This window comes from Actinacidiphila alni, assembly GCF_900112845.1.
Classification (GTDB): domain Bacteria; phylum Actinomycetota; class Actinomycetes; order Streptomycetales; family Streptomycetaceae; genus Actinacidiphila; species Actinacidiphila alni.
In genome coordinates, this window is the sequence record NZ_FONG01000008.1 from 110,760 (window position 1) to 124,715 (window position 13,956).

General features: G+C 73.4%; 10 protein-coding genes. 5 read left to right on the top strand and 5 right to left on the bottom strand.

Going from position 1 to position 13,956, the window contains the following annotated elements; translation table 11 throughout:
- Positions 1 to 18: 18 nt before the first annotated feature.
- The 4 genes from BM076_RS15320 to BM076_RS15335 form a co-directional block, all read right to left on the bottom strand.
- A complete protein-coding gene (locus BM076_RS15320) occupies positions 19 to 2,586 on the bottom strand; it encodes an ABC transporter permease (RefSeq protein ID WP_093714089.1) in 2,568 nt (855 codons plus the stop codon).
- Positions 2,583 to 3,371, bottom strand: coding sequence for an ABC transporter ATP-binding protein (locus tag BM076_RS15325; RefSeq protein ID WP_093714090.1), 789 nt, complete (start codon positions 3,369 to 3,371; stop codon positions 2,583 to 2,585). The genes BM076_RS15320 and BM076_RS15325 overlap by 4 nt, the downstream gene beginning before the upstream one ends.
- 386 nt (positions 3,372 to 3,757) lie before the next feature.
- Positions 3,758 to 4,255, bottom strand: a complete 498-nt coding sequence (locus BM076_RS15330) for an SUKH-3 domain-containing protein (protein ID WP_093714091.1) — start codon at positions 4,253 to 4,255, stop codon at positions 3,758 to 3,760.
- Complete coding sequence (locus tag BM076_RS15335; RefSeq protein ID WP_093714092.1) at positions 4,252 to 4,761, bottom strand: YwqJ-related putative deaminase; 510 nt, start codon at positions 4,759 to 4,761, stop codon at positions 4,252 to 4,254. Before BM076_RS15335 ends, BM076_RS15330 begins: the two co-directional genes overlap by 4 nt.
- A 369-nt stretch (positions 4,762 to 5,130) precedes the next feature.
- On the opposite strand from BM076_RS15335, the gene BM076_RS15340 reads away from it, so the two are divergent.
- From BM076_RS15340 to BM076_RS15360, 5 genes are all read left to right on the top strand, one after another.
- Entirely contained in the window at positions 5,131 to 5,892 is a 762-nt protein-coding gene (locus BM076_RS15340; protein WP_093714093.1) for a sensor domain-containing protein, read from the top strand.
- 154 nt (positions 5,893 to 6,046) lie between these two features.
- Positions 6,047 to 6,844 (top strand): sensor domain-containing protein, encoded by a 798-nt coding sequence (locus BM076_RS15345; RefSeq protein WP_093714094.1) that lies wholly within the window; start codon positions 6,047 to 6,049, stop codon positions 6,842 to 6,844.
- Positions 6,845 to 7,030: 186 nt separating this feature from the next.
- Positions 7,031 to 8,041, top strand: coding sequence for an HNH endonuclease (locus BM076_RS15350; protein ID WP_093714095.1), 1,011 nt, complete (start codon positions 7,031 to 7,033; stop codon positions 8,039 to 8,041).
- A gap of 8 nt (positions 8,042 to 8,049) precedes the next feature.
- On the top strand, positions 8,050 to 11,073 hold the full coding sequence (locus tag BM076_RS15355) for an SUKH-4 family immunity protein (protein WP_093714096.1): 3,024 nt from the start codon (positions 8,050 to 8,052) through the stop codon (positions 11,071 to 11,073).
- A gap of 246 nt (positions 11,074 to 11,319) precedes the next feature.
- Positions 11,320 to 12,258, top strand: coding sequence for a DivIVA domain-containing protein (locus tag BM076_RS15360; RefSeq protein ID WP_107416962.1), 939 nt, complete (start codon positions 11,320 to 11,322; stop codon positions 12,256 to 12,258).
- A 309-nt stretch (positions 12,259 to 12,567) separates the two neighbouring features.
- On the opposite strand, the gene BM076_RS15365 is transcribed toward BM076_RS15360, so the two are convergent.
- Positions 12,568 to 13,869, bottom strand: a complete 1,302-nt coding sequence (locus tag BM076_RS15365; protein WP_093714097.1) for a sensor histidine kinase — start codon at positions 13,867 to 13,869, stop codon at positions 12,568 to 12,570.
- Positions 13,870 to 13,956: the final 87 nt, after the last annotated feature.

The following is a 13,956-nucleotide window of genomic DNA, read 5'->3' on the forward strand; positions in this document are numbered from 1 at the left end:
TGGGGCCGGGGGCCCGGCTCAGTCCGTCGCGATCGCGTTCAGCACGTTCATCCGGCCGGCCCGGAAGGCCGGGAGGAGGGCGGCCAGCAGGCCGACCACGGCGGAGCCGATGAAGACCGCGATGATCGTCGGCCAGGGGATCTCCAGGACGCCGAGGCCCTGGGAGGCCAGTACCCGCTGTCCCGTGGTGCCCCAGCCGAGGCCGAGACCGAGACCGACCAGGGCGCCGAACAGGGCGATGACCACCGATTCGAGGCGGATCATCCGGCGCAGCTGCCGCCGGGAGGTACCGATCGCCCGCATCAGGCCGATCTCCCGGGTCCGCTCCACCACCGACAGGGCCAGGGTGTTCACCACACCCAGGATGGCGACGATGATCGCGAGGCCGAGCAGCCCGTAGATCATGTACAGCAGCTGGTTGACCTGCTTGTGGATGAGGTCCTTGAAGTCCGACTGGTCGCGGACCTTCAGCTGCGGGTAGTCCTTGACCGCGGCGGTCAGGGACGCGCCCGCCTCCTTGGCCTTGCCGGACTCCGCCTTGGCGAACATGATCTGGTCGAGCGGCTGCTTGTCGGCCGGCAGGTACTTCTTGGCGGTGGCCAGGTTGGTGTACCAGGCGCCGTGGTCGACGGTGGTGTCGTCACTGGTGATGACGTTGACCCGCAGCTTGGTGGGCGTACCGCCGACCATCGCCACCGGCAGCTCGTCGCCGATCTTGATGTGGTGGTCCTTGGCGTAGCCCTCGTTGACCGACATGCCGTTCGGCGCGTAGGCGTCGGTCAGCTTGCCCTTGACCGTCTTCAGCCGCAGGTCGTCGGCGTAGGTCGGGGTGACCGCGCTGAACTGCTTGGTGACGGTCTTGCCGTCGGGCAGCGTGACCTTGGCGTTGACGCCGGCGTACTCGGTGAAGTGCTCGATGTGCTGGGCCGACTTGATCGCCGACACCAGGGCCGGGGTCAGCGGCTGGCCGCCGTCGGGCTGGAGGATGAAGTCCGCGCCGACCGACTTGTCGAGCTGGTCGTCGGCGGAGGCCACCATCGAGGAGCCGACCACCGACATGCCGGCCACCAGCGCGAGGCCGATCATCAGCGCGGAGGCGGTGGCGCCCGTACGGCGCGGGTTGCGCAGCGCGTTGCGCTCGGCGAGGCGGCCCATCGGTCCGAAGAACCGCAGCACGACCGCGCTGACCGCGCGGACGATCACCCCGGCCAGCAGCGGGCCGACGATCACGAAGCCGACCAGGCTGAACAGCACGCCCAGACCCAGCAGTCCGCCGCCGGAGGACGCCTTGTCGGACTTGCCCGCGCCGATCAGGGCGACCGCGCCGACGGCGCAGATCAGCACACCGATGGTGGCGCGGATCTTGCCCGCCCTGCCGTCCGCGGGGGTACCGGCGTCGCGCAGCGCCGCCATCGGGGAGATCTTGCCGGCCCGGCGGGCCGGGATGTAGGCGGAGATCACGGTGACGACGACGCCGATGGCCAGGCCGACGACCGGAGTGGTGGCCTTGATGGTCAGCTCGGAGGTGTCGAGCTTCATGCCGGCCTTGCCCATCAGCTTCATCAGGCCGATGGCCAGGCCGATGCCGCCGCCGATGCCGAGCACGGAACCGGTGATGCCGAGCAGCACCGCCTCGACGAGCACCGACCGGTTGATCTGCCTGCGGCTGGAGCCGAGCGCCCGCATCAGGCCGATCTCACGGGTGCGCTGGGCGACCAGCATGGAGAAGGTGTTGACGATCAGGAAGATGCCGACCAGCACCGAGATGCCGGCGAAGCCGAGCATCGCGTACTTCATGAAGTTCAGGAAGCTGCCGACGTCGTCCTTGTCCTTCTTCTTGGTCTCCGCGGCGGTGTCGACGGTGTACTTGGAGCCGATGGCCGCCGTGACGTCCGCCTTGAGGCGGTCGTCGGAGACGCCCTTGGCGGCGGTCAGGCCGTAGCCGGTGTACGCCTTGGTGTCGCCGAGCAGCTTGGCCTGGGCGGTGGAGGTCTCGACGTAGATGACCGCCGCGCCGGGGTTGGTGGTCTTGAAGGTGACGATGCCGGAGATGGTGACGTGGAAGTCGCCGGGTGCCGCGATGACGCGCAGCGAGTCACCGATCTTCAGGTGGTGCTTCTTGGCGGTGTCGGCGTCGATCACCGCGTCGGTGGGGCCGCGCGGGGTGTGGCCGGTGGACAGCTCCACGGCCTTGGTCTCGGTCGGGTCCCAGTTGCTGACGATGGTCGGGGCGCCGGTGGACGGGCTGATGCTCTTGTTGGTGCGCGCGTCGGCGACCGTCACCTTGTCGCTGGTCACGTCGGGGTAGGAGGAGACGACGCCCGGGACCTTGACCAGCGTCTGCTGGAGGGAGGCGGGGACGGTGTCGGGGCGGCCGGTCTCCTGCGCGTCGTCGACCTTCTTGGCGCTGATCGTGACGTCGGAGGCGGTGGAGCCGAAGAGCTTGTCGAAGGTGGCGGTCATGGTGTCGGTGAACACCAGGGTGCCGCAGACGAACGCCACCGAGAGCAGGACCGCGATTGCCGACAGCGCCATGCGGCCCTTGTGCGCGAGGAAGTTGCGCACGGAGGTCTTCATGACGGTCACGACGTCCTCCCGCGACCGTCGAAGGACTTCATGCGCTCCAGGACGGAGTCGGCGGTCGGGTTGAGCATTTCGTCGACGATCCGGCCGTCGGCAAGGTAGAGGACGCGGTCGGCGTAGGAGGCGGCGACCGGGTCGTGGGTGACCATGACGATGGTCTGGCCCAGTTCGTCCACCGAGCGACGCAGGAAGCCGAGGACTTCGGCGCCGGCCCGGGAGTCGAGGTTTCCGGTCGGCTCGTCGCCGAAGATGATCTCGGGGCGGGCGGCGAGCGCGCGGGCGACCGCGACGCGCTGCTGCTGGCCGCCGGACAGCTGCGTCGGGCGGTGCTTGAGGCGGCCGGCCAGGCCGACGGTCTCCACGACCCGGTCGAACCAGTCGCGGTCCACCTTGCGGCCGGCGATGTCCATCGGCAGCGTGATGTTCTCCGCCGCGTTGAGCGTCGGCAGCAGGTTGAACGACTGGAAGATGAAGCCGATCTTGTCCCGGCGCAGCTGGGTGAGCTTCTTGTCCTTCAGGCCGGTGATCTCGGTGTCGCCGATCCAGATCCGGCCCTCGGAGACGGTGTCGAGGCCGGCCAGGCAGTGCATCAGCGTGGACTTGCCGGACCCGGAGGGGCCCATGATCGCGGTGAACCGGCCGCGCGCGATGTCGACGTCCACCGCGTCGAGCGCGAGGACCCGGGTCTCGCCGACGCCGTACGCCTTGGTCACCGCTCGGCCTGCTGCGGCAACGGCCGGACGCTCTCCGCTGCCCCCGGACCTGGGAATCGTCACTGCCGTTGTCACGAGAATCTCCTGTGAAAGTCGTTGTGGGCTGATGCCCCGGTCCTGCGCGGACCGTCGGCCCTCGTCGGGCGTGGCCGTTCCCGGCCGGTGCGACAAGCCTGCTGGAGCGCCGTCCCCCGCACGATGGGGGAGGTCTCCGTCTTCGGGGTGGGGGTATCCCCACCCCGCTCCATGACGGTATGGAATCCGCGGCGCCGGATCGTCATCCGCCGGTACGAACCGGTGGCCGCCGAAAGTAGGTCACTCCCCCTAGGGGTCTGCTACTTGAGGCGCATCCCCGTGTCAGGGACCTCCACCCGGTCCTCCACCCCGCCGTCCACCCGTGGGTAGAGCCGACCGGCGGAAGCCGCAGGTCAGTCGGGGGCCGGCCCCGTACCGGCCCGGCGTCAGCCCAGGGTCAGCCGGACCGGGCGGACGCCGCCGATCAGTGTGGCCAGCGCGCGGTCGATGGTGGGCCCGGCGTACCAGTCGCCGGTGTGGTCGATGGTGTAGACCCGGCCCTCGGCGTCGATGGCCAGCAGCGCGCCGGAGGCGGGTTCCTCGCCGAGCGGGCTGATCTCGGTCTCCAGGGCGCGGCCGAGGTCGCCGAAGGTCCGCGCCAGGTGCAGGCCGCGCAGCGGGTCGATGACGAGCGCGGTCGGCGCGATCTGCCGGCCGGGTCCCGAGACGCCGGAGACGCGCAGACCGCCGAATTCGGCCCATGCCTCGACCGCGGCGGGGAACACCGCGTGCCGGTGGCCGCCGGGCGACTCGTACGCGCGCAGCGTGTCCGCCCAGACCTCGGCCTGCTTGATGTCCCAGCGCCCCGGCTGCCAGCCCGCGGCGCGCAGCGCGGCGTCGACGCCGACCGGGAACCGGGTGGAGCCCGCCATGGGGTGGCTCATGCTCCTTCCGCCGCCGGGTCGACCGGCCGGACACCCAGGTGCGACAGCAGCGGCGCGCAGGACCGGCAGGGCGGGGCGTACGCGCCGTGTGACGGATCGCCGTCCTCGCGGATCCGCCGCGAGGTGAGCTTCGCGCCGCGCAACGCCTTGCGGGCCTCACCCTGGGTGAGCGGTTTGCGAGAGGCACGCTTGCCCCGGTTCGCCTCGACCGCGGTCAAGTGGCGTGAAATGAGCACCGGTTCGGGGCAGCGGCCGGTGAACCGTTCCCGCTGCGCGACCGGCAGCGCGTCCAGGAAGTCCTGAACGATCGGGTGCAGTACGGGGGGTTGTTCGCCCTTGGCCCCCGTACAGGTCAGCACCTCGTCGCGGATCAGCAGCGCGGCGGCGACCGCCGGCATGATGCCGTCCCTGCGGTGCCGCAGCACCGGCGGGCCCACCGGATCGTCCGGACCGCGCCAGCTCAACCGTGGATCGGCGGCCGTCGCCGCCTGCGTCTGAGTTGTCATGATCTGTGTGCATCCCTCCATCCGCCCGCCGGAGCGGGCGATCCCCCGTATGCCGATCAGAGTGCCAAACAGGCCATCCGATGGGGAAGCCGGACGCGGCGCCACGCCCATCCTGTGTGGGCCATGTCACCGTCCTGTGACGGAGCGTCGGCAGCGCGGGCACAGCAAGTGCCCATGAATGATCGGCACATGGGCACGTCCGGTCGACGGAGGGTGACAAACGATCCGCGGTGTCGCCCGCCGAACACAGGTGCGTGAACGGCGCGGGACGCGCCCCCGTACGGCGCGTGGACGCGGGCGCGGCGGGGCGGAAGGATCGGCAGTCGGTCCGCGACCGCGGGCCGCCGTCGATCAGGGAATGTGACCCCCATGCGCAAGACCCGGCTCCGTCTGGCCGCCGCCGTAGTGCCCGCCGTCCTCCTCGCCGCCGCCTGCTCCGGCTCGTCGGACGACGGCAAGGGCGGGGCGACGGACTCCGCCTCGGCGTCCGCGTCCGCGAACGGTTCGGACGGCTCGGGCGGTTCGGACGACGCGGGGAGCACGGACGGCACGCTCAGCAAGGCGCAGCTCGCCAAGGCGCTGATCACCCAGGCCGACGTGCCCGGCTGGACGGTCCAGGTCTCGCAGACCGACGACTCCGCCGGCACCGCCACGCTCACCGCCGACAAGGCGGACTGCCAGCCGCTGGCCGACGTCACCAGCAGCAAGCCGAAGATCCCCCGCAAGGCGTTCATCGGCGCGGCCTTCGCGAGGACGACGTCGGGCGCGACGCCCGACGCGATCAATCAGATGCTGGTCGCCTCCCACGCACCAGGTGACGCCCAGAAGGTCCTGGCGTCGGTGAAGACGGCGCTGGGCACCTGCACGGGCTTCACGGCGACGGACAACACCGGCACCAAGACGCCGTTCACCATCGCCAAGGGCCCGCAGGTGCCGACCGGCGACGAGGCCGTCTCCTACGTGATGACCGACACCAAGGACAAGAAGTCCGGCGCGGCACTGGTGACGGTGGTGCGGACCGGCGACACGGTCACCGCCTATCTGTCGGTGAAGTCGGCGGGCGGCGCGGGCGACCTGCCCATCGAGGTCGCGCGCAAGCAGAACGAGAAGCTGAAGGCCGCACAGAAGTGATCCTTCGGAACGACCCTGCGGGGTGCCCCGTCGAAGTGACCGTTTTGTGAGCAGGACCATAGGGGAAACCGGGCGCCCGGTGCCGTAAAGTCGCGCGGCAACGGGCCGTCGCCCGCCAGGTCCCGGGGACGGACACACCACAGAGGAACACCAGATGCCGATACGCGTACGCAGTCGCCTACTGACCGGTAGCCGCGAGGACGCCGCTGACCTGCGGCGCGGCGGCGGGCACGCACGGACCGCCGGTCTCGCGGCGGCCGCCCTGGTGCCGGTGCTCGCGCTCACCGCGGCCTGCGGGGGCGGCGGCGGGGACAAGGCGAAGAAGGACCCGGGCCCGGTCCGCGCCTCCGGCGCGGTCTCGACGGCGAAGCTCACCTCGGCGCTGCTCACCTCCAAGGACGTCCCGCACGTCCAGGTGCTGCCCGCGGGCAGCAAGACGCAGCTGCTCGGCCCGGCCACGACGGTCGACAAGGCGGACTGCCAGCCGGTCGCCGACCAGTGGAGCAGCCAGCCCAAGCACCCGCGGCAGGTCTACACCGGCGCGATGGTCACCGACACCGCCGACAAGGACAAGAAGGCCAAGGAGATCAGCCTGTCGGTGATCGCCTCCTACACGCCGGGCACCGCCAAGACCGTGCTGGACGAGCTGGCCACCGCGCTGAAGACCTGCCACGGCTTCAAGGCCACCCGGAACGGCGCGGTCACCTCCTACACCGTGCAGCAGGTGCCGTCGCCCGCCGGCCGGGCGCCGCTGGGCGACCAGGAGGTGTCGTACACCATCGCCGACAGCGCGCGGGGCGCCGCGGGCGTCGTCCTGGTCACCGTCGTCAGGTCCGGCGACGCCACCGCCGCGTACGAGACGGTGCGCGCGGACCACACGGCGGCGACGCTGCGCGAGGCGATCCCGCTGAAGCAGGCCGAGAAGCTGAAGGCCGCGGCCACCGGGAACTGACACGGGCCGGAGCACGTGCCGGACGGGCAGGGTACGGGCAGGGTACGGGCCGGACGAACCGGGCAGCGGGCGGGTACGGGCCCGGCAGCGGGCCGATCAGGCAGGTTATCCACAGGGCCTGGTTCGACACCGCCGGTCAGGCCCTAGGCTGTGGTCATCAGCCAGACGCAGCAGGGGGCAACCGCCATGACGACAGGTCGGCAAGGGCTGGGAGCACCTCCCGGCCCAGGGGCCGGGGGACTCACCGTGCCGCCGAACGCGGCCTATGCCGGACAGGTCGTGAATTTTCCCGACCCGGTCCGTGCCGCCCGCCACCCCCAGGGGGTCTGGGTGGACGACAACGGCATCCCCGATTTCAGTCCGTACGCGCGGGCCGCCGCCGAGATCGCCGAGCCCCCCGAGGGCTTCGGGATAGACGAACTGCGGCTGACCGACTACGTGTCGGCCAACGCGGCGCTGCACGCCTCGGGGCACGAACTGTGGGGCAGCCTCTCCCCCGTCGCGACCCCGCACGGCTGGACGTGGCACCACGTCGTCGGCACCCGCCGGCTGGAACTGGTCCCGGTCGAGGTCAAGGCCCTGCTGCGGCACCACGGCGGCCTCGCCGCCTCCGCCGCCGACCACGCCAAGCGCGGCACCCGGCCGCTCCAGGAGACCCGGCCGGTGTACTTCGGGCTGCCGAAGGACCCGGTCTCGGTCACCGAGTCGCAGGTCCGTGACGTCGAGGAGGAGCTGGGCTACCGGCTGCCGGGCGCCTACCGCACCTTCCTCAAGGCCGCCGGCGGCTGCGCGCCCGGCGGGGTGGCCCTCGACCCGGACCTCGGGCTGCTGATCGACCAGCCGTTCTTCACCGTCCGCGACGACGCCGCGATCAACGACCTGGTGTACGTCAACAAGTGCCTGCGCGACCACCTGACCAAGGACTACCTGGCGATCGCCTACATCCAGGGCGGGCTGCTCGCGATCAAGGTCAAGGGCGAGCGCACCGGTTCGGTCTGGTTCTGCGCCTACGACGACATCCGCGACGGCGACCGCTGGGCCGCGCCCGCCGACCGGGTGGCCGAACTGCTGCTGCCCTGCGGCGAGTCGCTCGACGCGTTCCTGCTCCGCCTCGCGGGCAATCCGCCGGAGCTGGAGACCGTCGCGAATCTGATGGTGGACGGCGGCTTCGCCAGTGCCGTCCCGGTGGAGGGGTGAGGCCGGACATGGTCACTTTCGCGCAGGCCCAGGAGCGGGCGGAGCGCTGGATCAACGGCGACGTGCCCGCGTACGAGGCCCGGGAGATCCGGGTCCGCGAATTCGACCTCGGCTTCGTGGTGTGGTCCGAGCCCCGCGAGGAGAGTCCCGCCGCGGGCAGCGGCGGCGACGTCCGCGTCGTGATCGCCCGGGACAGCGGCGAGGCCACCTTGTGGCCCGCCCTGCCCATCGGCGAGCTGATCCGGCGCTATGAGGAGGAGTTCGGCCCGCAGCCGAACGACGCGGTGCCGGAACCGCCGCAGCGCATCGACCTCGAAGCGACGTCCTTCCTGCTGAGCCCGCCACAGTGGCTCCAGGACGCCGCCGACAAGATGGGCATCCCCGACCGCAGGTCGGGCCGCACCAACGGTGGCCAGGTCGCCTCCGGCGCGGGCGCGGGAAGCGGTCCGTCCGCCGCGGACGTTGCGCCTGCTTCGGCCGCGGGTCCGGTGGGTGCGGGAGCGGCGCCGGACTCCGGCGCGGGCAGCGCGGACTATCAGCGTCCGGCCCCCGCGGGCTCGGGCTCGGAACCCGGTGGCGTCGATTCCGGTCGGCCCGCGGCGGCCGGCTCCGGCTCCGGCGGCGTCGACTACCGACGTCCGGCGGCGGCCGACTCCGGGGCGGACCCGGACGGCGCGGGCGGTCCTGCGGGCTCCGGTTCCGGTGGCATCGACTTCGGCCGGCCGCCGGCGGCCGGTTCCGGCGCGGGTCCGGACGGCGCGGGAGGTCCCGCGGGCTCCGGCTCCGGCTCCGGTGGCGTCGACTTCGGCCGACCGGCCGCGGCGTCGGCCTCCGGTGGCATCGACTACAGCCGCCCCACGCCGGCCGGCTCGGACTCGGGCTCCCGGGGTGCCGGCCCGGGCGGCGCGTCCGGCCCGGCGGACTCGGGCGCGGGCTCGGGTTCGGGGGGCATCGACTACCGGCGGCCCGCGGCCGCCCCCGGCGCGGAGCCCGTGGACAGCGTCCCGGCCGCGCCGTCGGCGGGCGCGTCCGCGGACGGCGCACCGGCCGGGTCCGGTCCGGGCTCCGGCGGGATCGACTACCGGCGCCCGGCCCCGGCCGACAGCGCGCCGGCCGCGCCCGCCGCGCCCGGCGGCAGTTGGGCGGGCAAGACGACCAGCGACAGCGGCGAGGGCCAGTCCGTCGCCGTGCCCGCGACCGTCTTCGCACCGCCGATCAGCGGCTCCGACCGGATGGAGCCGGCCCAGGACCCCGCGGCGGAGGAGGCGCGCACCGAGCTGATGCCGGGCGGCAGTTCGCTGCCCAGGACCCGGATCGCGCCGCCAGTGGAACCGCAGGCCCCGGTGCCGCCCGCGCGGCCCGGTGTGCCGCACACCGTGGGCGGTTCGGAATTCCCGCCGCCCGGCGGCCCCGCCGTGGCGCTGCCGCCGCCCACCGGCGGCCCGGTCGGCGGCCCCGTGCCGCCGCCCGGCGGGGCGGCCGACATCGCCGACCTGGAGACCGCGAAGGCGGTCCGCGGCAGTGTGCCGCCGCCCGCGGGCACCCCGGCCCGCAGCCCCGACGCGCCGCCGCCCCCGCCGGGACCGGCCGCGCCGGCCGGCGGCTATCTGCCGACCCAAATGGTGCCGCAGAATCCGCAGGGCCCGCCGCCCCCGTCGGGCGGTGGCGACCCGCACTACGCCGCCACGATGCTCGCCGGTCCCGGCGGCCCGCCCGGACCTCCCGGACCGACCGGTCCCTCGGGTCCGCCGCCCCCGCCGCCCGGCCCCGGTGCCATGGCACCGCCCCCGCCGCCCGCGGCGGGCAACGACCCGCACTACGCGGCGACGATGCTGGCGGGCCCCGGCGGCGCGCCCGTTCCGCCGCCCCCGGGCGTGGGACAGGCCGGCCCCGGCGCGCCCGGCGGCAACGACCCGCATTACGCGGCCACGATGCTGGCGGGCCCCGGCGGCGCGCCGATGGGACCGCCGCCGCCCGGCGTCGGGCAGGGCGGCCCCGGCGGCATGGCCCCGCCGCCCGGCTACGGCTACCCGCAGGCGGCGACGGTGCCGACGGTCGGCCCCGGCTACATGGCGGTGCTCCGCTACCGCGGCCAGGACGGCAGCGAGCAGCAGCTCATCCGGCGGTCCGCGCCCGGCACCCCGCACCCGGAGTGGCAGTTGCTGCACGAGCTGCGCTCGCTCGGGGTGCGCCCCGAGCAGGTGCTCGAACTCCACACCGAGCTGGAGTCGTGCGATCTGCCCGGCGGCTACTGCACGCGGATGATCCGCGAGACGTGGCCCCAGGTGCGGATCAGCCACACCGCCCCGTACGGCAGGGACCACGCCAGCCGCCAGCAGGGCGTCCAGCATCTGCTGACGCACCAGGGCGAGCTGCACCAGGTGGCGGGCGCGCCCGCGCGCCCGCATCCGCAGCGGGTGCCGATGCCCGACCCGCACACCGTGCTGCGGGTGCCGCCGGTGCCGCTCGACGTGATCGGGCAGGAGCTGGCGGGGGCGTTCGGGCCGCAGGGCCTGTTCCGGTTCGACCAGCGGGCGGTGTCCCGGCAGGGCGTGCCCGACATCGTGGCGCAGACCCTGGTGTGGGCCGGACTGCCGGTGGACTTCGGCCCGTTCTTCTGGGCGCAGGCCCAGCCCGGCCAGCCGGTGCCCACGCTCGCGGAGCTGGCACAGCAGCGCGGTGTGCAGCCGGCCGCCGACGCGGGCTCGTATCTGGTGATGGGCAATGACTTCGGCCGTCAGCTGTGCGTGCAGTTCGGCACCGCGCACATCGTGGCGGTGCCGCTGGAGGCGGGGCCCGGCGGGCAGCCCGCGGTGCCGCAGTTCGTCAATTCGAGCCTGCCGGAATTCGCCCGCTGCCTGGCGCTGCTCGGCCGCATGTGGCGGCTGCGGATCGGGCTGACGCCCGATCAGGCGGGGCGCTGGACGGTGGACTTCCAGGCGCAGCTCGCCGCGCAGGACCCGGCGGCGATCGCCTCGCCCGACCACTGGTGGTCGGTGCTGATCGAGCAGATGTGGGACGGATTGCTGTAACGGCGGGCCGCGTACGGGCGGCCGGTGTCCCGCGACGGGCCGGGTGACGAGGAGGGCTTCTCCTCGTCACCCGGCCCGTCGGCTTTCCGTACGACCGGCGCGCGTCGGCGTCCGGGCGTCCGCCAGTACGCCGTCATCACCTCGGGAGGGGATGGGTAGGAGACAGGTCGGAGTGTCGCACCCCGTACAATTCGGACATAAGCCAAAAATAGGCAGGACGGAACGCCCGACGGCGAGGGGCAGGGCATGAGCAGCAACACCGCATCGTCAGCCCGCAGCATCGACACCGCGCGCGGACGCGGTTATCGGCCGGACCAGGTCGACCGCTTCCTCGACGAGCTGTCCGAGGACCGCGACGCCGCCTGGGAGCGGGCGGCCCGGCTGACCGTGCTCGCCAATGAGATGGACGCCGAGTGCGTGGCGCTGCGCGCCCAGGTCGACGCGCTCGGCGCCGTCTCCTTCGACGGGCTCGGCGACGGCGCCAAGGAACTGCTGCGGCTGGTCGAGGAGGAGGCCCAGGCCGTACGCGACCGGGCCGAGGTCGAGGCGCAGCACGCGCGGGACGCCGCCGAGACCGCCCGCCGCACCCTCCAGGACGAGGCCCGCGCGGCGGCCTCCGCCCGGCTGGCCGCCGCCGAGGAGCAGGCCGAACGGCTGCTGGACGAGGCGTGCGGCCGCGCCTCGGAGATCCTCGGGCAGGCCCGCGCCGAGGCCGAGGCCGTACGTGGCGAGGCCGGGCGCGCGCTGGACGCCATGCGGCAGGATCTCGGCCGCACCCAGGCGGAGGTCGACAAGGAGCGGCAGGAGCGGCTCGACACCCTGGAACACGAACTCGCCGAGCGCGAGGCCGGGGTCGACAGCCGGCTGGCCGATCTGCTCGGCGACGCCGAGCGGCGGCTCCACGAGGCCCACCAGGAGCGGGCCGCCGCCGAGGAGGCCCTGCGGGTGCAGCAGCAGGAGGCGGAGGAGCGGGCCGCCGAACTCCTCGCGCAGGCCCGCCTGCACGAGGAGCGGGTGCGGCGCGAATCCGAGAGGTCGCTGCGGGAGCATGAGGAGCATCGCGATGAGATTCGGGCGCACCTCGCCCATGTGCGGGCCACGCTTGCCGCTCTGACCGGCCGCCATCTCCCGCCGCCCGGGCCGGAGGCCCCCGGTCTCCCCGAACAGGCCGACCCTCCGTCCTGACCCGCCCCCCGGCGGCGGGGGGTGCCCCATTAGGGGCGCGGGGAACTGCGCGGCCCGCCCCCACCGGCCGGTGGTCGCAAAACAACAGCGTCTGCCCCGCTGGGGGCGGTTTTTTGTCCGAAGGCACGCGCGGGCTGGGCGCGCAGTTCCCCGCGCCCCTGAGGGTTACCGTCCTCCGCACGCGCGGGCAGCGGGCCGCGCCCCTAAAAGACCTCGCTCACCGTCAGGCGAAAAGGCCCCCCTCCGCAGGAGACCTCACGCACCCCACTCCCCCGGAGGGGCGCCCTCTTCCGCAGGGGTGCGGGTAGGTCAGGTGGGGCGGGCTGCCAGGGGCAGAAGAGCGGAGACGCGGAAGCCGCCGTCCGGAGTGGGACCGGCGGCGAAGCCGCCGCCGTGGGTGGTGACACGTTCCTTCATGCCGAGAAGACCGTGCCCCCCGCTGGGAAGCGGCGTGGCGGGCGTCCCGTCGGAGGGCCCGTTGAGGACGAGAACGGCGATCTCGACCTCGCGATAGGCGAGCCGTACGTGCGCCTTGGCCCCGGCCGCGTGCTTGTGCACATTGGTCAGCGCTTCCTGCACGACCCGGTACACGGTCTGCTCCACCCGCGGCCCGCAGGGCCGCTCCTCCCCCTCGACGGTGAACTCCACCGTCATCCCCGCCGCCTGCGACTGCTCGACCAGTTCGCCGAGCTGATCGAGGCAGGGCCCGTCCGGCTCGTCCGGCAGCACGGCGGCCGGCCGTACAGAGGAAGCGGGCGCCACCCGCTCCACCTCTGCCGTGCGCAGCACCCCCAGCATCTGCCGCAGTTCCGTGAGCGCCTCGCGCCCCATGTCACCGAGGAGTTCCGCGCTGGCCGACGCCTTGGCCGGGTCCTTGAGGGCGACGGCCTTGAGCGCGGCGGCGTGCACGACCATGAGGCTGACCCGGTGGGCGACCACGTCGTGCATGTCGCGGGCGATCCGGGTGCGTTCCTCGGCGCGGGCGCGCTCGGCCCGCTCGGCGGCCTTCTCCGCGAGGAGTTCCAGCTCGCGCTCCAGGCCGTCGGCCCGCTCCCGCAGACTCTCCACCAGCCGGCGCCTGGCGCGTACGTACAGACCGAGCAGGACCGGCGGGGCGGTGACGCCGAGGGCGAGCAGGACGGAGGTGATCGCGATGACCGGCAGCGACATGGAGCGGCCGTTGTCGTTGCGGAGGCTGTCCTGGAAGCGGACGAAGGCGACCAGGGTGCTGGCGACACCGTTCATGGCGGCCAGCGAGACGGTGATCCGGCGCGGCACCTCGGAGGCGGCCAGGGTGTAGAGGGCGACCATCGACAGGACGAAGCCGACCTGGGCCGGGCTGACCGCGATGGACAGCAGCACCACGGCGATCGGCCAGCGCCGCCGCAGGATCAGTGCCGCGCCGGCCAGGAACCCCAGCAGCACGCACACCGCGGGCGCCACGCCGGTCTTGTGGGCGAAGGTCACGCCTTCGAAGCCGCACTCCACCGCGGAGACCGCGGCCAGTGTCAGGTCGAGAAAGAAACCGCGCCGCCGCGCCCACCACCACCAGCCGGACCGGGGCCGTCCTCCAGCCCCGTCGTCCGGTACGTGCGCCCCCGTCGTACTCATGGCGACCAGCCTAGGCGGTGCGGGAGGCGGCGTGGCGGCCGTGTCAGCCGCGTATCAGCGCCGTATCGGCGGGCGGGGCCGTACGGG